20 protein-coding genes and 1 pseudogene are annotated in these 20,961 nt (G+C 74.1%); 10 read left to right on the forward strand and 11 right to left on the reverse strand.

From position 1 onward, the window contains the following. Positions 1–97 precede the first annotated feature (97 nt). A complete protein-coding gene (locus ACWD5O_RS12410; RefSeq protein ID WP_354966949.1) occupies positions 98–1,045 on the forward strand; it encodes an LPXTG cell wall anchor domain-containing protein in 948 nt (315 codons plus the stop codon). 99 nt (positions 1,046–1,144) lie between these two features. Here the strand turns inward: ACWD5O_RS12410 and recG are convergent, their stop codons facing one another. Beyond that, positions 1,145–3,343, reverse strand: a complete 2,199-nt coding sequence (gene recG / locus ACWD5O_RS12415) for an ATP-dependent DNA helicase RecG (RefSeq protein WP_354966950.1) — start codon at positions 3,341–3,343, stop codon at positions 1,145–1,147. Next, positions 3,340–4,953: a DAK2 domain-containing protein gene (locus ACWD5O_RS12420; RefSeq protein ID WP_354966951.1), complete on the reverse strand. Its 1,614-nt coding sequence runs from the start codon at positions 4,951–4,953 to the stop codon at positions 3,340–3,342. The genes recG and ACWD5O_RS12420 overlap by 4 nt, the downstream gene beginning before the upstream one ends. Before the next feature lie 296 nt (positions 4,954–5,249). On the opposite strand from ACWD5O_RS12420, the gene rpmB reads away from it, so the two are divergent. Together rpmB and ACWD5O_RS12430 are read left to right on the forward strand one after the other, a co-directional pair. Continuing rightward, positions 5,250–5,441, forward strand: a complete 192-nt coding sequence (rpmB, locus tag ACWD5O_RS12425) for a 50S ribosomal protein L28 (RefSeq protein ID WP_007456456.1) — start codon at positions 5,250–5,252, stop codon at positions 5,439–5,441. Positions 5,442–5,621: 180 nt separating this feature from the next. After that, the gene (locus ACWD5O_RS12430) at positions 5,622–6,878 is read left to right on the forward strand and encodes an ATP-grasp domain-containing protein (protein WP_354966952.1); all 1,257 of its coding nucleotides are present in this window, start codon (positions 5,622–5,624) and stop codon (positions 6,876–6,878) included. A gap of 38 nt (positions 6,879–6,916) precedes the next feature. Here the strand turns inward: ACWD5O_RS12430 and ACWD5O_RS12435 are convergent, their stop codons facing one another. Both ACWD5O_RS12435 and ACWD5O_RS12440 read right to left on the reverse strand, forming a co-directional pair. Further along, positions 6,917–7,378, reverse strand: a complete 462-nt coding sequence (locus tag ACWD5O_RS12435) for a GNAT family N-acetyltransferase (protein WP_354966953.1) — start codon at positions 7,376–7,378, stop codon at positions 6,917–6,919. Between the two features lie 29 nt (positions 7,379–7,407). Further along, complete coding sequence (locus ACWD5O_RS12440) at positions 7,408–8,340, reverse strand: thiamine-phosphate kinase (RefSeq protein WP_354967063.1); 933 nt, start codon at positions 8,338–8,340, stop codon at positions 7,408–7,410. 153 nt (positions 8,341–8,493) lie between these two features. Between ACWD5O_RS12440 and ACWD5O_RS12445 the strand changes: the two genes are divergently transcribed. Further along, a complete protein-coding gene (locus ACWD5O_RS12445; protein ID WP_013284547.1) occupies positions 8,494–8,727 on the forward strand; it encodes an Lrp/AsnC ligand binding domain-containing protein in 234 nt (77 codons plus the stop codon). Positions 8,728–8,736: 9 nt separating this feature from the next. After that, positions 8,737–9,414 carry a DUF3515 family protein gene (locus ACWD5O_RS12450; protein WP_450085328.1) on the forward strand — a complete coding sequence of 226 codons (678 nt, stop codon included), beginning with the start codon at positions 8,737–8,739 and terminating at the stop codon, positions 9,412–9,414. A 53-nt stretch (positions 9,415–9,467) separates the two neighbouring features. Here the strand turns inward: ACWD5O_RS12450 and ACWD5O_RS12455 are convergent, their stop codons facing one another. After that, positions 9,468–10,568 (reverse strand): D-alanine--D-alanine ligase family protein, encoded by a 1,101-nt coding sequence (locus tag ACWD5O_RS12455; protein ID WP_354966955.1) that lies wholly within the window; start codon positions 10,566–10,568, stop codon positions 9,468–9,470. 197 nt (positions 10,569–10,765) lie between these two features. After that, positions 10,766–10,984 (reverse strand): hypothetical protein, encoded by a 219-nt coding sequence (locus ACWD5O_RS12460; RefSeq protein WP_354966956.1) that lies wholly within the window; start codon positions 10,982–10,984, stop codon positions 10,766–10,768. A gap of 211 nt (positions 10,985–11,195) precedes the next feature. Here ACWD5O_RS12460 and ACWD5O_RS12465 point away from each other — a divergent pair. Both ACWD5O_RS12465 and ACWD5O_RS12470 read left to right on the forward strand, forming a co-directional pair. After that, positions 11,196–11,990, forward strand: a pseudogene (locus ACWD5O_RS12465) (helix-turn-helix domain-containing protein); the annotation flags it as partial. A 3-nt stretch (positions 11,991–11,993) separates the two neighbouring features. Next, entirely contained in the window at positions 11,994–12,194 is a 201-nt protein-coding gene (locus tag ACWD5O_RS12470; protein ID WP_354966957.1) for a DUF397 domain-containing protein, read from the forward strand. A gap of 8 nt (positions 12,195–12,202) precedes the next feature. Here the strand turns inward: ACWD5O_RS12470 and ACWD5O_RS12475 are convergent, their stop codons facing one another. The 5 genes from ACWD5O_RS12475 to ACWD5O_RS12495 all read right to left on the reverse strand — a co-directional run bounded on the left by ACWD5O_RS12475 (position 12,203) and on the right by ACWD5O_RS12495 (position 17,537). Further along, positions 12,203–13,252, reverse strand: a complete 1,050-nt coding sequence (locus ACWD5O_RS12475; RefSeq protein ID WP_387326997.1) for an ROK family protein — start codon at positions 13,250–13,252, stop codon at positions 12,203–12,205. Positions 13,253–13,725: 473 nt separating this feature from the next. Next, positions 13,726–14,514: a putative protein N(5)-glutamine methyltransferase gene (locus ACWD5O_RS12480; protein WP_387326995.1), complete on the reverse strand. Its 789-nt coding sequence runs from the start codon at positions 14,512–14,514 to the stop codon at positions 13,726–13,728. Positions 14,515–14,660: 146 nt separating this feature from the next. After that, positions 14,661–15,779: a cystathionine gamma-lyase gene (locus ACWD5O_RS12485; RefSeq protein ID WP_354966960.1), complete on the reverse strand. Its 1,119-nt coding sequence runs from the start codon at positions 15,777–15,779 to the stop codon at positions 14,661–14,663. Between the two features lie 7 nt (positions 15,780–15,786). Beyond that, positions 15,787–16,806, reverse strand: a complete 1,020-nt coding sequence (locus tag ACWD5O_RS12490; RefSeq protein WP_354966961.1) for an NAD(P)H-dependent glycerol-3-phosphate dehydrogenase — start codon at positions 16,804–16,806, stop codon at positions 15,787–15,789. Then, a complete protein-coding gene (locus tag ACWD5O_RS12495) occupies positions 16,803–17,537 on the reverse strand; it encodes a lysophospholipid acyltransferase family protein (RefSeq protein ID WP_354966962.1) in 735 nt (244 codons plus the stop codon). The genes ACWD5O_RS12490 and ACWD5O_RS12495 overlap by 4 nt, the downstream gene beginning before the upstream one ends. A gap of 126 nt (positions 17,538–17,663) precedes the next feature. On the opposite strand from ACWD5O_RS12495, the gene cofC reads away from it, so the two are divergent. Genes cofC through ACWD5O_RS12510 form a run of 3 tightly spaced genes read left to right on the forward strand, consistent with a single transcriptional unit; the run spans position 17,664 to position 20,953 of the window. After that, the gene (gene cofC, locus ACWD5O_RS12500; RefSeq protein WP_449938742.1) at positions 17,664–18,311 is read left to right on the forward strand and encodes a 2-phospho-L-lactate guanylyltransferase; all 648 of its coding nucleotides are present in this window, start codon (positions 17,664–17,666) and stop codon (positions 18,309–18,311) included. Between the two features lie 23 nt (positions 18,312–18,334). Beyond that, positions 18,335–18,532, forward strand: coding sequence for a cold-shock protein (locus ACWD5O_RS12505; protein WP_354966964.1), 198 nt, complete (start codon positions 18,335–18,337; stop codon positions 18,530–18,532). A gap of 54 nt (positions 18,533–18,586) precedes the next feature. Continuing rightward, on the forward strand, positions 18,587–20,953 hold the full coding sequence (locus tag ACWD5O_RS12510) for an RNA degradosome polyphosphate kinase (RefSeq protein WP_450085329.1): 2,367 nt from the start codon (positions 18,587–18,589) through the stop codon (positions 20,951–20,953). Positions 20,954–20,961: the final 8 nt, after the last annotated feature.

Raw genomic sequence — 20,961 nt, forward strand, 5'->3', positions numbered from 1 at the left:
ACGGCTCGGGAACGCATCCCTCGATCCGGACGTGCAGTGACCGTCCACTGTCGTTCCCGTGCCACGCCCCTAACGCTTCAGCACTCCGGGAGTACCAGTGATCCGTCCGAAGTCTCCGTTCCGGCGTACCGCGGCCGTCGCCGCCGGCGCGCTGATCGGCATCGGCGCCATGACGACGTTCGCCGCGCCGGCCAGCGCCCACCACCCCGAGCCGTCCGGCACCTACTGCCTGGCCGCCGACGGCAAGGCCACGGTCACGTGGAAGGTCGGCAACAGCGAGAACATCGATGCCGAGATCACCTCGGTCAAGTCGACCATCGGCGACGAGTTCACTGATGGCGACCTGAAGGTCGGCGCCACCCTCCCGGCGAAGGGTGGGGACCTCCTCACCGGAACCCAGACCCACACCTTCACCGAGAAGAACCCGAAGATCGAGCTGACCGTCGAGGCGCGCTGGGAGCGTCCGGACCGGATCGTGACCGAGCACCGGACGGTGGCAGCCACCGAGGCCGGTACCTGCGCCGCGGAGCCCACCCCGACGCCGACCGCCACCCCGACGGAGTCCCCCAGCCCGACCCCGTCCCCCACCACCGCGTCTCCGTCGCCGAGCCAGCCGCCGGCCGAGAGCCCGAGCCCGACGCCGACCGTCACGCCGGCGCCGGCCGAGCCGGTGGGCACCGTCGAGTCGACCTGCGACAGCCTCACCTTCACGATCGAGAACCCGGCCGACGGTGAGACCGTCGTCCTGACGCTGACCCCGAACAAGGGCGATGCCAAGACGCTGACCGTCGAGCCCGGCAAGACCGGCTCCGTCTCCTTCGACGCGACCGAGGGCCTCACCGTCACGCCGGCCGCCGACGGCCTTGACGACACCGAGCCGATCGCGTGGGAGCAGCCGGCCGAGTGCGACGAGGGTGAGGGTGGCGGCCTGCCGCTCACCGGCACGAACACCACCCTGATCGCGGGCGGCGCCGTCGTCCTGCTGGCTGCCGGTGCGGGCCTGTTCCTGGTTGCTCGCCGTCGCCGGCTCCGGTTCACCGTCTGAACCGAACCGCGCTGAACCCCGAGGGCGCGTCGACCACCCGGTCGGCGCGCCCTCGGGCGTTTCATCCGCGTGCCAAGCGCCTCGTGGCGGGTCGAGACGTCAGCCCTTCTCCAGGTACTCCGCGCGGTCCTCGTCGACCAGGGCGGTGACCGACGCGGCCAGCGCCGGATGCCGGGTCAGGTCCGGGTCGTCCTCGACCAGGGCGATCGCCTCGGCGCGGGCGTCGCGGATCAGGTCGGCGTCGCGCAGCAGGGACAGCAGCCGCAGGTGTGAGCGGCGCCCGGACTGGGTGGCGCCCAGCACGTCGCCCTCACGACGCTGCTCCAGATCCAGCTCGGCGAGCTTGAAACCGTCGCTGGTGGAGGCGACGGCGTCCAGCCGTTCCCGGGCCGGCGACCCCTCAGCCGCCTCGCTGACCAGCAGGCAGAGCCCCGCCGCGGCGCCCCGGCCGACCCGACCGCGCAGCTGGTGCAGTTGGGAGACACCGAAGCGGTCGGCGTCCAGCACGATCATCACGGTCGCGTTGGGTACGTCCACACCCACCTCGACCACGGTGGTGGCCACCAGCACGTCCAGGTCGCCGGCGGCGAAGGAGCGCATCACCGCGTCCTTCTCGTCGGCCGGCAGCCGGCCGTGCAGCACCCCGATCCGCAGCCCGTGCAGCGGCCCCTCAGCCAGCAGCGGGGCCACCTCGGTCACCGCCAGCGGTGGCCGGCGGCCGTTGTCGTCCACCGGCGGCGGCTCCTCGTCGCTGACCGGCCCCTCTCCGATTCGCGGGCAGACCACGTACGCCTGATGGCTGGCGGCCACCTCCTCGCGCAGCCGGCGCCAGGCCCGGTCCAAAAAGGCCGGTTTCTCGGCGGCCGGCACCACGTGCGAGGCGATCGGCGAGCGCCCCCGGGGCAGCTGGGAGAGGGTGGAGACCTCCAGGTCGCCGTAGACCGTCATCGCCACCGTGCGCGGGATCGGGGTGGCCGTCATCACCAGCACGTGCGGCGGCTGCTCGGCCTTGGCCCGCAGCGCGTCGCGCTGCTCCACCCCGAAGCGGTGCTGCTCGTCGACCACCACCAGGCCGAGGTCGGCGAAGTCCACACCCTCGTAGAGCAGCGCGTGGGTGCCGAGCACGATGCCGGCGGCGCCGGTGGCCACCTCGCCGAGCGCCCGGCGGCGAGCGGCCGCGCCCAGCGAACCGGTGACCAGCTCCACCCGGGTGGCGTGCTCGGCGGAATCCAGTTCGCCGGCCCGCCCGAGCGGCCCGAGGAGGTCGAGCATGCCGCGGTGGTGCTGTGCGGCCAGCACCTCGGTGGGCGCCAGCAGCGCCGCCTGGCCGCCCGCGTCCACCACCTGGAGCATCGCCCGCAACGCCACCACCGTCTTGCCCGAGCCCACCTCGCCCTGCAACAACCGGTGCATCGGGTGCGGGGCGGCCAGGTCGGCGGCGATCTCCACGCCGACGTCGCGCTGGCCGGCGGTCAGCTCGTACGGCAGCCGGGCGTCGAAGGCGTCCAGCAGCCCACCCGGGTGCGCCGGGCGGGGTCGGGCCGGCCAGTCGGCGGCCCGGTGCTTGCGCTGCACCAGCGTCAGCTGGACGGCGAACGCCTCGTCCCACTTGAGCCGGTGCCGCGCCCGGTAGAGATCCTCCTTGCTGCTCGGCCGGTGGATCTCCCGCAGCGCGCTGCCCAACCCGACCAGGTTGCGGCTGGCCCGCACCGTGGCCGGCACCGGATCCTCCGGCGGGGTGAAGGTGTCCAGCACGACCCGCACACAGCGGGCGATCACCCAGGTCGGCACCGCCGCCGCGGCCGGGTAGACGGGGATCAGCGCGCCGGCGAACTCCTCGATCTCGTCGCTGACCGCCGCCTCGCCGTCGCCGCCCTCGCCGAGCAGGACGTACTCCGGGCCGTTGAGCTGGCGCTTGCCCCGGAATTCGGTGACCTTGCCGGCGAACAACCCCCACCGGCCCGGACGCAGCTCCCGCTCGCGCCACGCCTGGTTGCCGAAGAAGGTCAGCGTCAGCAACCCGCCGGAGCCGTCGCCGACGGTCACCTCCAGCAGGTTGCCCCGGCGTTGGCGCATCGGGCGCACCGCGGTGCGCTGCACCTGGGCCAGCACGGTGACCTGCTCGCCGACGTCCAGCGAACGGATGTCGGTGTGCTCGCCACGCTCGTCGTAGCGGCGCGGGAAGTGGTAGACGAGGTCACCCGCGGTGTGCAGGTCGAGGTGAGCGGCCAGCGCCTTGGCCGTCTTGTCCCCGACCAGCTTCTTCAGCGGGGTGTCCACCGTGGCCGGTTCGCTCATTCGACCCCCACCAGGAGCGGATAGTGCGGTTGCCCGCCCGGGAACGCCTGCACCTCGACGAACGGCCAGCGCCGCGCGACGTGCGCGCGGACGGCATCGGTGAGCCCGGCCGGCGCGTCCACCCCGGCCAGCAGGGTGACCAGCTCCCCGCCGCCGCCGAGCATCCGGTCGACCACCGCCGCGCAGATGTCGGTCAGGTCGGCGCCGATGAGGTGCACCTCCCCCTCCACCAGCGCCAGCACGTCCCCCGGGCGGCACGGGCCGGCGACGGTCAGCGCCTCCCGGCTGGCGTGGCAGACCTCGGCGTAGCGGCAGGCGCCCGCCGCCTCGGCCATCGCGATCACGTCGTCCTCGAAGCGGCGGGCGCCGTCACGGACCGCGAGGGCGGCCAGCGCCTGCACCGGCGAGCGCGTCGGCACCACGCTCACCTTGATGCCGTAGCGGTGTGCCTCGCGGGCCGCCGCGCTCGCCACCGCCTCGGTGTTCGGGTCGTTGGGCAGCACCACGACCCGCGCCGCGCCGGTGCTGCGCACCGCGTCCAGCAGTTCCCCCGTGGACGGGTTGCCCGGCACCACGGTGGCTCCCTCCGCGGCGAACAGCCCGGCGATCCCGACGCCGGTGGCCACCACCACGGCGGCCCGACCGTCCGTGGCCGGGCCGGGCGACGGCTCGGGCTGGTCGGCGAAACGGGTCACCGAGATCCGGTACGGGCGGCCGGCGGCGACCCCCGCCTCGACCGCCGCGCCCACGTCGTTGACGTGGACGTGGACGTTCCAGGTGCCCTCCGGCTCGCGCCCGTCGCCGACGACGACAAGCGAATCCCCTAGCGCCGCCAGCGCCCGGCGCATCCCGGCGACCGCCTCGGCCGGGGCGTCGAGCAGGAACTGCACCTCGTAGGCGTACTCCTCGGAGCCGGTCTCCCGGGCGACCGTGGCGGCGGGCCGGGCGGCGCGCGGCGCCGGCGCGGCGCGCACGGCGATCTCCCCGGTGAGCACCTCGACCAGGGTGTCGAGCAGCACGCAGAGGCCCCGGCCGCCCGCGTCGACCACACCGGCGCGGGCCAGCGCCGGCAGTTGCTCCGGCGTGCGGGCCAGCGCCTCGGCCGCCGCCCGCGCGGCGGCCCGGGCCACCACCGGCAGGTCGTCGCTGTCCGCCCGCTCGGCCGCGGCGGCGGCCGCGCCGACCACGGTGAGCAGAGTGCCCTCCACCGGCCGGGCGACCGCGGTGTACGCGGCCACGGTGGCGGCGCGCAGCGCGGCGGCCAGCTCCCGGCCGCGTACGGACGGCACGGCGGCGGCCGCGTCGGCGAAGCCGCGCAGGATCTGCGAGAGGATCACCCCGGAGTTGCCGCGCGCGCCGAGCAGCGCGCCCTGGGCCATCAGCCGCAACGCGTGCCCGTGCGCGGTCGGACCGCTGTCGGGGAGCGTGTCCAGGTCCATGGCAAGGGCCTGCTGGGCCGAGGTGAGGGTGAGCACCAGGTTGGTGCCGGTGTCGCCGTCGGGCACCGGATAGACGTTGAGCTCGTCGATCTCGCCCTGGTGGCGCTTCAGCGCGGTCAGCCCGGTCGCACACCACCGGCGGACCGCGGCGGCGTCGAGGGTGTCCAGCACGGCCAGAAGCCTACTGGCGCACGCCGACAGCCGTCGGACTCGTCCGGCGTGTCCGTTCGCCCCGGCTCCGGCGCCGATCCCGGCTCGGGCGGCCGGGACGGTGGCCTCGGGTATTGTTGCCGCCGGACCGGCCCACCACCCGGCGGACGGGCGCACCAGCACCTGCCGGCCGAGCCGCGGGCGATCGCCCGACCGGGCCGGTTGGCCGGGTCGGCGGGTCATCGGGTAACCTGACCAGGTTGCCCGGGCAGCGCCTGCCGGCGACCTCATGAACGTTTCAATCCCAGGAGTATCCCGTGGCTAGCGTGTGCGACGTCTGTGGCAAGGGACCGGGCTTCGGCCACAACGTGTCCCACTCGCACCGGCGGACCAACCGCCGCTGGAACCCGAACATCCAGTCGGTGCGTACCCCGGCCGGTGGCGGCAACACCAAGAAGTTGCAGGTCTGCACCTCGTGCATCAAGGCCGGCAAGGTCACCCGCGCCTGACGCGGTAGCACCCACCTTCTCGTACGGCTCAGCCGGCGGACCCCTACGGGTTCGCCGGCTCTGTCGTGTCCGCGCCAGGGTCGCTGACGACTACGCGACGCGGCGGCCGCCCCGGCCGCCCGCCCGGTTAGGGTCGCGCTGCGCCGGCCGTCCGGTCCGGCCCGGGTGAAGGGGTGACGGGTGCAGCTGGACCTGAGCCGGGACGAGATGGTCATGGTGGGTTTCGCGCTGGATCTGCTGCGCGGGCTCGGCGACCTGCTGCCCGCCGGCAGCGTGGTCGTGGTCGAGGAACCCGACCTCATCCGCCGCCGTGACGTTGAGCGGCGCTGCGCCGCGCTGCCGTTCGTCTCCCGGGTGGTGGCGGCCGAGTACCAGACCGGCCTTGACGCGGCGGCGCTGCTGGCCCGGGAACCGGGGCTGACCGCCGCGCGGCTGGTGGTGCCCGGTCAGGAGTACGGCGTGCTCGCCGCGGCCCGGCTGGCCGACGCCCTCGGCCTGCCCGGCGCCGGTGTGCAGGCCGCCGAGATCTTCACCGACAAGCACCGGATGCGGCTGCTCGCCGCGGCGGCCGGCCTGACCAACCCGGCGTTCGCGGTGGTCGACACGGCCGCCGAGGCGACCGGGTTCGCCCACCGGCAGGGCGGGCGCTGCGTGCTGAAGCCCACCCGCCGCGCGGGCAGCCTCGGCGTGCAGATCGTCACCGACTCGGCGCTGGTCGCCGCCGCCTGGGCCGCCAGCGCCGATCCGGAGACGCCGCCCGACGCCATCGCCGAAGGCCTGCCCACCGCGGTCCTCGCCGAGCAGGTGCTGACCGGCACCGAGCACAGCGTGGAGTTGCTCATCTCCGAGGGCGAGGTGCGCTTCTGCAACGTCACCGACAAGCGGGTGCTGGCCGGTGGGCGGCCGGTGGAGACCGGGCACACCGTGCCGTCCGCGCTGCCCGAGGACGCCCGACGGGAGCTGCTCGACGTGGCCACCCGGCTTGCCGGCGCCGCCGGCTTCCGCACCGGCGTGCTGCACAGCGAGTGGATCCGCACCGACGCCGGCCCGGCGCTGGTGGAGTGCGCCGCCCGGCTCCCCGGCGACCTGATCGCCGTACTGATCTCGGTTGCCTACGAGTGCGGTTTCGTCGCCGCGTACCTGCGCACGCTCCGGGGGGAACGCCCGGCGCTGCCGGCCGGCCCGCGCGGCGCGGCGGCCGTAGAGTTCCTGCTCGCTCCGCCCGGCGCCGTCACCGCCGTGGACGGGGTACGCGCGGCCAGCCGGGTGCCCGGCGTGCTGGACGTCGGGGTGGGCGTGACGGTGGGTGACCGGGTGGCCGAGGTCACCTCGTCGGCGCGGCGCAGCGGCCAGGTGCTGGCCTGGGGCGCCGACCCGGCCGAGGCGACCGCGGCGGCCGCCCGGGCCGCCGCCCAGATCCGGATCACCACCGGCTGAACGTCGGCCACCGGGCGCTCGGTCGGCGACCGTCCGGGTCAGAGGGTGCGGCCGAAGGAGACGCAGCCCTCCGCGTCCTTGTAGAAGCCGAAGTTCGGGATCTGCTCGTAGCCGGCGGAGTTGTACATGGCGATCGCCTCGGGCTGCCTGTCCCCGCACTCCAGGACCATCCGCTTGCGGCCCTGCTCACGGGCCGAGCGCTCGACGGCCGCCAGCACCCTCCGGGCAACGCCCCGCCCACGGGCCGCCGGGGCGGTGTACATCCGCTTCAGCTCTGCGGTGTCCGCGCCGTGGCTGCGCCAACCGCCACAGCCGACCGGCTCGCCGGCCAGGTAGGCGACGAGGAACGCGCCGTCCGGCGGCACGAACTCGGCCGCGTCCACCGGGGTGTCGTCGCCGGTACCGCCGTAGCGGGCGCCGAGGTCGGCCAGCGCGTCGCGGATCAACTGCTGCGCCACCGGCGCGTCGAACCGCACCACCCGGATCTCGATCTCACTCACGGTATCCAGGGTACGGCGGGCGCGGGACCTCACCGGAAGTGGTCCCAGCCCCTCGGCCCCTCGTAGGGGCCGCCATCGACGGTGACCCCGGCACCGGCCGTGACCAGGCCGATCGCCCGCCAGTCCGCCGGCAACGCCACCGCCGGGGGGAAGGTCGCGGCCAACGCGTGATCCTCGCCGCCGGCCAGGATCCAGGTGTACGGGTCGACGCCGAGCGCCTGCGCGGCGTCGGCCATCTGCCGGGGCACCTCGAACGCGTCCCGGCGCACGTCGATCGCCACCCCGCTGGCCGCCGCCACGTGCCCGAGGTCGGCGAGCAGCCCGTCCGACACGTCGATCATCGAGGTGGCGCCGAGCCTGGCGGCCTGCGGTCCGGCCGAGTACGGCACCTGCGGCCTCCGGTACGCCTCCACCAGCAGCCGGGGGGTGCGGAAGCCGCGGGTGAGCACGGTCAGGCCGGCCGCCGCGTACCCGGTGCGGCCGGCCAGGGCCAGCACGTCACCGGGGCGGGCGCCGGAGCGCACCACGGGCGGACGGCCGCCGAGGTCGCCCAGCGCGGTGACCGCGACGGTCAGGGTCGGGCTGGACGACATGTCCCCGCCGACCACGCTCGCGCCGACCGTGGCCGCCTCCGCGGCCAGCCCGTCGGCCAACTCCTCGGCCCAACTGGTCTCCAGGTCCGCCGGCATGCAGAGGGCGACCAGCAGGGCGGTCGGTGTGGCGCCCATCGCGGCGATGTCAGCCAGGTTGGCCGCCGCGGCCCGGTGTCCGACGTCCCGGGCGGAGCACCAGTCCCGCCGGAAGTGCCGGCCGTCGACCAGCACGTCGGTGGAGGCGGCGACCCGGGCGTCCGGGGCGGCCACCACCGCCGCGTCGTCCCCTGGGCCGAGCAGGGTCGTCGGTCCGACCGACAGGCGGGCGGTGATCCGCCCGATCAATCCGAACTCGCCGATCCCGCCCACGCTGGCGACACCGCCGGCGTTCCGTACGTTCTGCCCGGCACCGCCGTGCTCGCTCACTGCTGCTCCTTGACCACCGATAGGGATCAGACCTGGTCCGTAAGGTAGTTTCACCCTTCGGGCCGCCCCTGGGCGGCGACGGACGGAGGTCGAGTCGTGGTACAGGCGTACATCCTCATCCAGACCGAGGTCGGCCGCGCACGTGACGTGGCCGGTCTCATCGCGGACCTTGCCGGCGTGGTACGCGTCGACGCCGTCACCGGGCCGTACGACGTGGTCGTCCTCACCGAGGCGAACACCGTCGACGAGCTCGGGAAACTCATTGTCAGCAAGGTGCAGATGGTGCCCGGCATCACTCGCACCCTCACGTGTTCGGTGGTGCGGCTGTAAGTGGACGAGATGGCTACCTCCTCCGCCGCTGAGAACGACGACCGGCTCGACGGGACGCGCGACGGTACGCCCGAGCCGGCTGACGGTATCCGCGAGCCGGCCGAGCCGGCCGGCGACGCGCCGGCTGGCCGGGACCGGACCATCCGAGGCGCGGCCCTGCTCGCCACGTTGATCGCGTTGCCGGTCACGCTGCTGGTGGCCGTGCTGGCCTTCACCAGGCTCTCCCCGGCCGAGCCGGCCGCCGCGCCGAGCCCCACCGCCGCCCGGGTGCAGTCCACCGCTCCGGTGGAGATGGCCGCCCCGGCGCTGGCCGCCCGCCCGGCCACGGTGTGCCGTGCCCTGCTCTCCCAACTGCCGCCGACCATCCGCGACCGGGCGCAGCGCCCGGTCACCGCAGGTCCGGAGCAGAACGCCGCGTACGGCGATCCCGCGATCACCGTGGCCTGCGGCGGCACCGAGCCGGCCATCCCGCCCACCGACGAGGTCTGGACGGTCAACCGGGTCTGCTGGCACTCCGTCGAGCAGGGCGACGCAACCGTGCTCACCGCGGTCGACCGGGAGACGCCGGTGACGGTGCGCGTCCCACGCTCCTTCGAGCAGCCGTTGCAGTGGGTGGCGCCGGTCTCCAGCGCGATCGTCGCCTCGGTGCCCTCCGGCGGCGACGTTCCCGCCGGCTGCCGGGCCTGACCCGACGACGTTCCGCCTGAGCGGGGCGTCGCGGGCCGGCCGGCGGCCACGGCTCAGTGCAGGCCGACGCCGCGCCGCTGGGCGGTGCGGATCAGGCGGTTGACCAGCTTCGGATACTCCAGGCCGGACGCCGCCCACATGCGCGGGAACATCGACGTCGGCGTGAACCCGGGCATGGTGTTGATCTCGTTGAGGTAGACGTCCAGCTCGGGGGTGACGAAGAAGTCGGCCCGGGCCAGGCCGGCGCAGTCCAGCGCGGTGAACGCGCGGACGGCGTACTCCTGCACCTGGCGGGTCACCCTCTCCGGGAGCCCGGCCGGAATGTCGTACTCGCAGGAGTCGTCGAGGTACTTCGCCTCGAAGTCGTAGAAGTCGTGGTCGGCGACGACGCGCACCTCGGCCAGCACGGACGCCTCCGGCGAACCGCCGGCCTCCCCCTCCAGCACGCCGCACTCGATCTCGCGGCCGACGATCGCGGCCTCGATGATGACCTTCGGGTCGAACTGCCGGGCGGTGGCGACCGCCTCGTCCAGCTGCGCCCAGTCGGTGACCCGGGTGATGCCGAACGACGAGCCGGCCCGGGAGGGCTTGACGAAGACCGGCAGGCCGAGCCGCTCCCGGTCCTGGTCGCTGAGCGTCATCCCGTTGCGCAGCACCGCGTACGGGCCGACCGGGATGCCCTCGACCGCGCAGAGCTTCTTGGTGAACTCCTTGTCCATCGCGGCGGCGGAGGCGAACACGTTCGCCCCGACGTAGGGGATGCCGGCCATCTCCAGCATTCCCTGGATGGTGCCGTCCTCGCCGTACGTGCCGTGCAGCACCGGGAAGACCACGTCCACGTCGGCCAGCGCGCGAGGGCCCTCGGTCGGGTCGAGCACCATCAGCCCGTTGCCGGTCGGGTCGGCACGCAGCACGATGTCCGCTCCGGACTCGGCGGTGATCTCGGGCAGTTGGCGGGAGTTGATCGCGAGCTGCGCGGGGTCGCCGTTGGTCAGCACCCACTGGCCGGCCCGGGTGATGCCCACGGGCACCACCTCGTACTCGTCGGGGTCGAGCGCGCCGAACACGCTGCCGGCGCTGACGCAGGAGATGCCGTGCTCCGGGCTGCGGCCGCCGAAGACGATCGCCACGCGGGTCTTGCCTGGGGTGGTCACTCCGGTCACCTCTTCGTACGCGACTGCGGCTGGTCGTGCTCGCCGATGGCGCTCACCCGGTTGACCTTACTGTGCGTGGCGGTAGGGCGAGGCGATACCCGGCGAGCCGCGGCTCGACACGGCAATCGGTCAACAGAGGATATACGGTGCGTGATGGGATGTTGACCGGCGGCGCGACGCCGGCCGGTGCTGGCGCGTCAGTCCCGGGCGTGCCGGCGACCGACGGCGATCACCTTCACGCGCTGGCGGCCGGCCCGCACCATGCCCAGGGCCATGAACGCGCCGGCGATCCGGTCGGCGGCCTCCCGACTGCTGGCACCGACCACCTGCCGGCGCCGCTCGGGTGCCGTCCGCTCGTTGCGCTCGATGCCCTCGACGGCACGCACGTCGGTGAGCACCACCAGGAAGCGGGTCATTGTCGGCCGTCCGGGTGTACGGCGGGGGGCTCCGGACCGGTACGCACGTCGTCTCCTTCCGGCGGGCCGGGATGGCGGTGGCACGCGACGATCGGGTACGGGGGAGAAACCCGATCGCCGCGCGCCCCATCCCCTCCGGTCGCTCACCGCCACCGTCGCCACGACAACCGGCAGTGAGGACGCGATGACAGATTGACACGTGTAGAGCCACCACCGGGAAGCCGCCGGGCTGACGCTCGAGACCGCCGCGGATGAGATCAACAGCACCCGCAGCACCCTCTCGCGGTACGAGAACGCGCAGACACTGATCAGCCCGGCCACCGTGCGCGCCCTGCTCACCTCGTACGGGGTGGGCGCCGACGAGGTGGCCGCCGCGGTGCAGCTCGCCAAGGACGCCCGCAAGCCGGGCTGGTGGGTGTCGTACTCCTACCTGCTGGACCCGCGCACCATCGACTTCATCGCTCTGGAGGCCGAGGCCACCGCCATCGCCAACTTCGAGCCCTCGGTGGTGCCCGGCCTGCTGCAGACCGCCGACTACATCCGTGGGGTGATGCGCGGCGGCCCGCACACCCTCGGCGACGACCTGGTGGAGCAGCGGGTCAAGGTCCGCCTCGATCGGCAACAGCGGCTCACCGGCGACGACCCGCCCATCCTCGACGCGATCATCGACGAGGGCGCGCTACTCCGCCCGGTCGGCGACCAGTCCGTGATGGACGGGCAGTTGCGCCATCTGGTGAAGATGGCCGAGCTGCCGAACATCTCCGTCCAGGTGATCCCGCTCTCGGCCGGCTACCACCGGGGCACCCGGGGCTCGCTGCACATCCTGGAGTTCGCCGACCCGGAGGACCCGATCATCGCCTCGGTGGAGACCGTCGCCGGCCAGATGATCCTCGACCGTGCCGGCGAAACGCGTACCTGCACCAAGATCATGGAGCACCTGCGGAGCGTGGCGCTCAGCCCGGCGGACAGCCGCAAGCAGCTCCTGACACTCCTGAAGGGACGGTAGGACATGACACCGACGATCACAGCGGCGCTGGCCGCGGCGGCGTGGCGCAAGAGCAGCCGCAGCGGCGACCAGGGCGCCTGCGTGGAGGTGGCCGCGATCCCGCGGCTGGTGGCCGTCCGCGACTCCAAGGACCCGACCGGCCCGGCCCTGCTCTTCCCGCCGGCCGCCTGGACCGCCTTCGCCCAGGCCCCGCCCCGGCGCTGACCGGCGGCTCACGCGACCAGCGGGCTGGACTCCGGTACGGCGCGCAGTGCCTCCAGGGCGGCGATGGCCACGCCCCGGGCGCCGGCCATGTCCCGCTCCGGCACCAGGGCGAAGGTGGCCACGGCGGCCTGCTCCTCGCGGAGCACGGTGTGCTCGCGGACGGTCGCCAGGAACCAGTCGCGGAACTCCGGCGCCGCCTCCACCACCCCACCGCCGACGAAGTACGCGTGCGGGTCGGTGAAGTTGGCCGCCACGGTGAACAGCCGACCCAGCGCCATCGCCTGCTGGGTGAAGAGGTCCCGGGCCAGCGGGTCCCCCTGCTCGCCGTAGCCGCGGACCAGCTTCGCCGCGCGGGCGACCGGCTCGGCGGCGAGCGGGTGGTCGGGGTACCGGGTCAGCCAGTACGGCAGCAGGTTGCGTTCGATGCCGGTCAGCGAGGCGACGCTCTCGACGTCCCCGGTGAAGCCGCAGGCGCAGGTGGGCTCCGGCTGCTCCGGGCCGAGCAGCCCGGTCAGCGGGATGTGCACGTGACCCAGCTCGCCGGCCATCCCGGCCGCGCCGGCGATCACGCGCCCGCCCTCGACAACGCCGCCGCCCAGGCCGGTGCCGACGATCGCGGAGACCGACGACCGGTTCATCGCCTCGGCGCCGAAGTACACGTGGTGGGCGTAGAGCGCGGCCGCGTTGCCGTCGTTGTGGTAGACCACCGGCAGGCCCAGCCGCCGCTCCAGCGCGCCCCGCACGTCAAAGCCACGCCAGGCCGGCTGGGAGAAGTTGGTCGAGCCACGCGACGAGATGACGCCGGTGGCACTGGCCGGGCCCGGAGTGTCCAGCCCCACCGCCCGGACCAGCTCGCGGGGCACGCCGGTCTGCGCCAGAGCGCCGTCCAGCGCCCGGGCCAGCGCCTCGATCGCGGCGTCCGGGCCGGCCCGCACCTCGCTGGGGATCTCCAGCAGACCGTCCACCAGGAACCGGCCGTCCACCGTCAGCACGGTGGCGTTGTTGCTGGTCCCGCCGTTGTCCAGCCCGACGACCACCGGCACCCCTGCGCTGCCCACCGAAACCGCCCTCCGCCGTCATGAGTGTGAGCCGAGGCTAGTGCCAACACCGCTCCCCCGCCACGCCCGGCCTCCCCGGCCGGGTGGGGACACCCGCTGGCATCGCTGATCGCGGCGAGGTCGCATGTCGCGGGACTTCGCCTCGGTGCCGTTCGTTGGCGGCTCCGCTGCCGGACTGCTCTGCTGCCCGCGCTGCTGTCCCGGTGCCCCCGAGGTGCTTCCGCGCATCCTTTGCTCTGCTTCAACCGGCGCGACACTGTGGGTGTCTTTCTGTTGCGCCCGTTGAAGCGGAGCAAAGGACGAACAAGGGGTACGGCCAGCCCGCGCCCTCCGACGAGGGCCGGCCGCTGCGATGGGCTGAGCGACGCCACGTGCCCGGGCCGCGGAGGCGGTCAGCGGGCCGTGGTCAGCGGGCTACGGCGGGCGGGTTCAGGCGGGGCGGCGGGCGGGTTCAGGCCGGGCGGCGGGCGGGTTCAGGCCGGGCGGCGGGCGGTCACGGCGGTGGCATCCAGGTCCTCGTCGTGCCGCACGCTCGGCTCGAGACCGAGGGCGTCGAACGCCGCGCAGAGCGTGTCCGCCTGCCCGGCGCTGACCTCCACCGCGAGGTGTCCACCGGGCGCCAGCCACCGGACCGCGCCGGCGGCCACCCGGCGCAGCACGGCGAGCCCGTCCGGCCCGCCGTCGAGGGCCACCGGGGCCTCGTGCAGCCGCGCCTCGGCGGGCATCAGCGCCACCGCGGCGGTCGGCACGTACGGGGCGTTGGCCACCACCAGGTCCAAACGGCCCCTCCAGTGCGGGGGCAACGGCGCGAACAGGTCACCCTCGAACACCTCGGCGGCCAGTCCGGCGAGGTTGCGGCGGGCGCACGCCACGGCCGCCGGGTCGATGTCGGCGGCGGCCAGCCAGCGCGGCGCGAGCCGGTGCGCCAACGCGACCGTGGTGGCCCCGGAGCCGCAGCAGAGGTCGACCACGGCCGGCGCCGGACCGGTCACCGCGGCGGCCGCCTCGACGAGCAGCGCGGTGCGCCCCCGAGGCACGAAGACGCCCGCGGCGACGGCGATCCGCAGACCGCAGAACTCCGCCCAGCCGAGCAGATGCTCCAGCGGTTCGCCGGCCACCCGACGCTCGGTCAGGTCGGCCAACGCCGCCGGGGTGTCGGCCGCAGCCAGCAGCAGGTCGGCCTCGTCCTCGGCGTAGACGCAGCCGGCGGTGCGCAGCCGGTGCACGAGGGCCGGCCGGTCGGTGGAAAACGGTGCTGCCATGGGATACCTCCGGGAAACGCTCACCGGCGCTCCCGTGGCCGCTACCGCGGCGGGGACACGGGAGGAAGCGCCGGTCCTGTCGACTGACGGATCGGACTCACCTCCTCCGGTCGCGGCCCGCCGGTGCGGGCCGCCGACACGATATCTCAGGCCCGTCCGGCGGTGTCCAGCGCGGCGGCGATGTCGGCCACCAGATCGACCGTGTCCTCCACCCCGCAGGAGAGTCGAACGAAGCCGGGGGCGGTGTCGTCGCCCCACTGCGCCCGCCGGTCCGCGGTGGTGTGCAGGCCACCGAAGCTGGTGGCCGCCACCACCAGTCGGGCAGCCTCGACGAAGCGGCTCACCCGGTCGGCGTCGCCCAGGTCGAACGAGAGCACCCCCGGCATCCGGCGCATCTGCGCCGAGGCCACCGGGTACGCCGGGTCGTCGGTACGCCCCGGCCACCGCAGGCCGGTCACGTCCGGCCGGCCGGCGAGCAGATCGGCGACCGCGGCGGCGTTCGCGCTCTGCCGGGCCAGCCGCAGGTCGAGCGTGCCCAGCGAGCGGTGGGCCAACCAGGCATCGAACGCGCCCGGCACCGAACCTGTGGTGGTACGCCAGCGCGTCACTGCCTCGATCAGTTCGGCGGACCGGCTGGCCACGTAGCCCAGCAGCAGGTCGGAGTGGCCGGTGAGCGCCTTCGTACCCGAGGCGACCACCAGGTCGGCCCCGAAGTCCAGCGGACGCTGGCCGAGCGGGGTCGCCGTGGTGTTGTCCACCGCGAGCAGTGCGCCGGCGGCGTGCGCCCGTTCGGCCAGGGCGGCCACGTCGACCACGTCCAGGCCCGGGTTGGCCGGGGTCTCCACCAGCACCAGCCGGACGCCCTCCAGCGACGGGTACGGCCCGACGGTCGGGACGAACAGCACCCGGACGCCGATCGCCTCCAGCACATCGGTGGCGAACGCCCGGACCGGGAAGTATCCGTCGGTGGGCAGCACCACGGTGTCCCCCGGGCGCAGCAGGGTCAACAGCACCCCGGTGATGGCCGCCTGACCGGTGGCGAAGACCCGGCAGTCGCCGCCTTCCAACTCACCCACGGCCGACTCCAGCAGCCGCCGGGTGGGGTTGTCGGGGCGGCCGTAGCCGTTCGGTGAGCCGGCCGGGCCCTGCCACGGGTCGAGGTGGTACGGCGCGGCGAAGACCGGCCCGGGCAGGAAGGGGTCACCTGGTGCCGGCTCGGGCAGCCCGGCGTGCACACAGCGGGTGCCGTCTCCCAGATCGCTCATCGGGTCCTCACTCGTACGACTCGGGTTTGGCTGTCCGGCTCATCAGGGTGTCCACGGCGAGGCGGGGATCCATCCCCTCGTGGCAGATCCGCTCGACCTGCTCGGTGATCGGCATCTCGACACCGTGCGCCCGCGCCAGGTCGCGGATCGCCAGGCAGCTCTTCACGCCCTCGGCGGTCTGCCGGGTGGCGGCCTGGGCCTGCTCCAGCGTCTCGCCCCGGCCCAGATGCTCCCCGAAGGTGCGGTTCCGGGCCAGCGGGGACGAGCAGGAGGCGACCAGGTCGCCCATGCCCGCCAGGCCGGCGAAGGTGATCGGGTCCGCGCCGAGCGCCACACCCAGGCGGGCCGTCTCGGCCAGCCCGCGGGTCATCAACATGGCCCGAGTGTTGTCACCGAAGCCCATCGCGGTGGCGATGCCGTACGACAGGGCGATCACGTTCTTGACCGCCCCGCCCAGCTCGCAGCCGATCACGTCGTCATTGGTGTACGGGCGCAGGTAGGGAGTCCGGATCGACGCCTGCACGAGCGTGGTGCGGTGGCTGTTCGTTCCGGCGACCACGGTGGCGGCCGGCTGCTCGGCGGCGATCTCCGGGGCCAGGTTCGGACCGGAGACCACGACCACGCGGTCCGCAGCCACACCGGCGGTCTCCACGATGACCTCGCTCATCCGGCTGGTGGTGCCCAGCTCGATGCCCTTCATCAGCGACACGAGGGTGGCGTCCGGGTGCAGGTGCCCGGCCCACTCGGCGAGGTTGCCGCGCAGGGTCTGCGACGGCACGGCCAGCACCACCAGCTCGGCGCCGGTGATCGCCTCGACCGCGTCGTGGGTGGCGGTGACCCGGGCCGGCAGCAGCAGGTCCGGCAGGTACTCCGGGTTCCGGCGCTCGGTGCGGATGCTCTGGGCCACCGGCGCGCGCCGCGCCCACACCGTCACGTCCCGCCCCGCGTCGGCGAGGATCTTGGCGAACGCGGTGCCCCAGGAGCCGGCGCCGAGCACCGCGACGTGGCCCGTGCTGTGCCCGTTCACGCGACACCACCCTGCTGGCGCTCGGCGGACGGTCGGGCCGGCCGTTCCCAGAGCGGCGGCGGGGTGCCGCCACGGATCTCGGCGAGCATGTCCCGCAGCCGCAGCATGATGGCGTCCGACATCCCCTCGAGAGTGGCTCGCGTCGGCGGGGCGTCCGCCCACCGGCTCAGGTCGACCGGTTCGCCGGCGACCACGGTCACCGGGATCCGCGGACGCAGGCTGAGCCGGGTGGTCCGCGGGTCGAAGATCCGCTCCGGCCCCCACATCACCAGTGGCACCACGGGCGCACCGGTGGCCAGCGCCAACCGGGCCGCGCCGGTCTTGGCCTTCATCGGCCACAGCTCCGGCTGCCGGGTGGTGGTGCCCTCCGGGTAGATCACCACCGCGCCGCCCTCGTCGAGCGCGGCGACCAGCGCGTCCAGCGAGCGGACCGCGTCCACGGTGCCCCGCTCGACCGGAATCTGCCGGCACCGGCGCAGGATCCAGCCGACCACCGGCACCCGGAACACGCTGGCCTTGCCCAGGTACTGCGGCCACCGCCCGGAGTCGAAGATGAAGTGCGCGGAGACCAGCGGGTCGGCGTGCGAGATGTGGTTCGCGACGATGATGACGCCGCCGTCCCGGCCGAGGTGCTCCATGCCGCGCCACGTGCGCCGGGTCCAGACGGTCATCACCGGCTTCACCAGCGCCACGGCGAACCATTGCCAGAACCCCAGCCTCCGCCGTGCCACTGTGCCTCCTCGTCCCGCCCGACCCCGCCGCGAACCCCGTTCACGACGCCCGCAGCGGAAATCATGCCTGCTCGCCCCCGGTACGGCCAGCGAGGGTCCCGCCGTCCGGCTGGCAGGATTGCCGACGTGAGTCAACCGGGGTGGGCCGTGGTCGTGCCGGTGAAGCGTCTGACCGCAGCCAAGAGCCGGCTGCGGGGCGCCCTTTCCGGCGTACCGCACGAGGAGCTGGCGCTGGCGCTGGCGGCCGACACGCTCCGCGCGGTGCTGGCCTGCCCGGCGGTCGCCGAGGTTCTGGTGGTGACCGACGACGCCCGGGTGGCGGTGGCGGCGCGGACCGCCGGCGCGCGGGTGCGACCCGACGAGCCGGACGCCGGTCTGAACGCCGCGTTCCGGCACGGCGCGGCGGGCGTGCCCGCCGGGTGGGTGGCGGGGCTCACCGCCGACCTGCCGGCGCTGCGCCCGGCCGAGCTGGCCGGCGCGCTGCTCGCGGCGCGGGCCGGCCGAGCGGGGGTACGCCGGTTCGTGCCGGACGCACCGGGCGAGGGCACGGTGCTGCTCACGGCGCCGCCGGGCATCGCCCTGGACCCGCGGTTCGGAATGGGCTCGGCGGCGGCGCACACGGCCAGCGGGGCGCTGCCCCTGAACGGCGACTGGCCCAGCCTGCGCCGGGACGTGGACACCGCCGCCGACCTGGCCGCCGCCGCCCGGCTCGGGCTGGGACCGCGTACCGCCGCGCTGCTCGCCGCCGGCTGCCCGGCCCGCTCCGCGGGCTGACCCGCCGGTGTACGGTGCCAAGCATGCAAGGCACGGTGGCCAGCTACGACGCGGCGACGCGCAGCGGAGTTCTGCTGCTCGACGACGGCACCGAGCTGCGCTTTCCCGCCCGGGCCTTCGACGCCTCCGGGCTGCGGCTGCTCCGGCTCGGCCAGCGGGTTCGCGTCGACACGGATTCAGACGGCGAGGTCGTCCGGGTGACATTGCCGACGATGAGCTGAACCGGCGAGGCCAAGTTCATTTTGCGTTAACCCGGATCGGGTGATTATGAGCGGGTGAGCACCCCTCGCGAGCACCCGGCCGGCACGCCCGCCACCGACCCAGCCGTCCCCCGCAACGGCGCCCGCACACGCGGCGGCGACGGCCGATTCCGGCAGGTCCGCGCCGAGCGGGCCGGCGCCGCCCGCGCCGACGCGCACGACACCGACCCGGCCGCGGCCTCCTCCGGGCTGGACGAGGTCCTCGACTCCGCCGTCTCGTCCACCGAGACGGACGGCCCGGCGGCCGGTGGGCTGCGGCCGACCAGGCCCGAGGGACGGCCGGCCGGCGGCGAGCCGGACGAACCGCCGGTTCCCGCGCCACTGCCGGAGGACCGGTTCCTCAACCGGGAGCTGTCGTGGCTCGACTTCAACGCCCGGGTGCTCACGCTCGCCGAGGACCAGCGCACCCCGCTGCTGGAGCGGGCCAAGTTCCTCGCCATCTTCGCCAGCAACCTCGACGAGTTCTACATGGTGCGGATCGCGGGGCTGAAGCGACGGCTCTCCGCCGGCCTTCCGGTACGCGGCGGCGACCGGCTGCCCCTGCGGACCCAGCTGGAGCTGATCGCCGAGCGGACCGCCGAGCTGGTCGCCCGGCACGCCGCGTGCTTCGTCGACGACGTGCTGCCCAAGCTGGCCGACGAAAGCATCCGCATCCTGCGTTGGGGCGACCTGGGCGACGCCGAGCGGGAGCGGCTGCGCACCTACTTCCGGGAGCACATCTTCCCGGTGCTGACCCCGCTCGCGGTGGACCCGGCGCACCCGTTCCCGTACATCTCCGGGCGGTCGCTGAACCTGGCGGTGGCGGTCCGCGACCCGGACGGCGGTTCGGAGCTGTTCGCCCGGGTGAAGGTGCCCAACAACGTCCCCCGCTTCGTACGCGTGGACCGGGACCAGCCGGGCGTGCGGATGGTGCCGGTGGAGGACCTGATCTCGGTGCACCTGGGGCAGCTGTTCAGCGGCATGCAGGTGGTCGAGTGTCACCTCTTCCGGGTCACCCGCAACGCCGAGGTGGAGGTCGACGAGGACCGCGACGAGGACCTGCTCCAGGCCCTGGAACGGGAGCTGGCGCGGCGTCGGTTCGGCCCGCCGGTCCGGCTGGAGGTGGCCGCGTCGATCTCCGATCACATGCTGGACCTGCTCGTGCGGGAACTGGACATGGACGACCAGGACGTGCTGCGGGTCCCCGGGCTGCTGGACCTCTCCGCGCTCTGGCAGGTCTACGGCGAGGCGGACCGGCCGGACCTCAAGGAACCGCCGTTCGTGCCGGCCACCCATCCCCGGCTCGCCGAGGGTGAGGTGCCGCGCAGCGTCTTCGCCACCCTGCGCGACGGGGACATCCTGGTGCACCACCCGTACCACTCGTTCGCCACCAGCGTGCAGCGCTTCATCGAGCAGGCCGCCGCCGACCCGAACGTGCTGGCCATCAAGCAGACCCTGTACCGCACCAGCGGCGACTCGCCGATCGTCGACGCCCTGGTCGACGCGGCCGCCGCCGGCAAACAGGTGGTGGTGCTGGTGGAGGTGAAGGCCCGCTTCGACGAGGTGGCCAACATCGGCTGGGCGCGCACCCTGGAACGCGCCGGGTGTCACGTCGTGTACGGCCTGGTCGGCCTGAAGACGCACTGCAAGACCGCGCTGGTGGTCCGGCAGGAGGGCAACCAGATCCGCCGCTACTGCCACATCGGCACCGGCAACTACCACCCGAAGACCGCGCGGCTGTACGAGGACTTCGGCATGCTCACCGCCGACCCGGAGGTCGGCGCCGACCTCACCGACCTGTTCAACGTGCTCACCGGCTACAGCCGGCAGACCGCGTACCGGCGGCTGCTGGTCGCCCCGCAGGGCATCCGCAGCGGCCTGATCGAGCGGATCGAGCGGGAGATCTCGCACGTCCGGCTGGGCATGCCCGGTCTCGTCCAGTTCAAGGTCAACTCGCTGGTCGACGAGGGCGTGACCGACGCGCTGTACCGGGCCTCCCAGGCCGGCGTGCACGTCGACCTGCTCATCCGGGGAATGTGCACGCTGCGTCCGGGGGTGCCGGGGCTGTCGGAGAACATCCGCGTCCGCTCGATCCTCGGCCGGTTCCTGGAGCACTCCCGCATCTTCCGGTTCGGCAACAACGGCAACGCCGAGTTCTGGATGGGCTCGGCGGATCTGATGCACCGCAACCTGGACCGGCGGGTGGAGGCGCTGGTGCAGGTGAGCGACCCGGTGGCCCGAGCCGAGCTGGACCGGGTGCTGACCATGGCGATGAGCCCCGACGTGGACGCGTTCGAGCTGGCCGGTGACGGCTGTTGGAGCCGGCGTGCCGGCGGGGACGAGGAGACCCGGGAGCATCTCCAGGAACTGCTGCTGCACCGGGTCGGTGGCACCGCCGGCTGACCGGGTCG

This window comes from Micromonospora sp. NPDC005161 (assembly GCF_053599855.1).

Excerpts from the sequence above, each read along its gene's own strand:
- recG (WP_354966950.1), bottom strand. The coding sequence starts at position 3,343 with ATGAGCGAACCGGCCACGGTGGACACCCCGCTGAAGAAGCTGGTCGGG.
- ACWD5O_RS12450 (WP_450085328.1), top strand. The coding sequence starts at position 8,737 with ATGGCTACCTCCTCCGCCGCTGAGAACGACGACCGGCTCGACGGGACG.
- ACWD5O_RS12460 (WP_354966956.1), bottom strand. The coding sequence starts at position 10,984 with ATGACCCGCTTCCTGGTGGTGCTCACCGACGTGCGTGCCGTCGAGGGC.
- ACWD5O_RS12470 (WP_354966957.1), top strand. The coding sequence starts at position 11,994 with ATGACACCGACGATCACAGCGGCGCTGGCCGCGGCGGCGTGGCGCAAG.
- ACWD5O_RS12480 (WP_387326995.1), bottom strand. The coding sequence starts at position 14,514 with ATGGCAGCACCGTTTTCCACCGACCGGCCGGCCCTCGTGCACCGGCTG.
- ACWD5O_RS12485 (WP_354966960.1), bottom strand. The coding sequence starts at position 15,779 with ATGAGCGATCTGGGAGACGGCACCCGCTGTGTGCACGCCGGGCTGCCC.
- ACWD5O_RS12505 (WP_354966964.1), top strand. The coding sequence starts at position 18,335 with ATGCAAGGCACGGTGGCCAGCTACGACGCGGCGACGCGCAGCGGAGTT.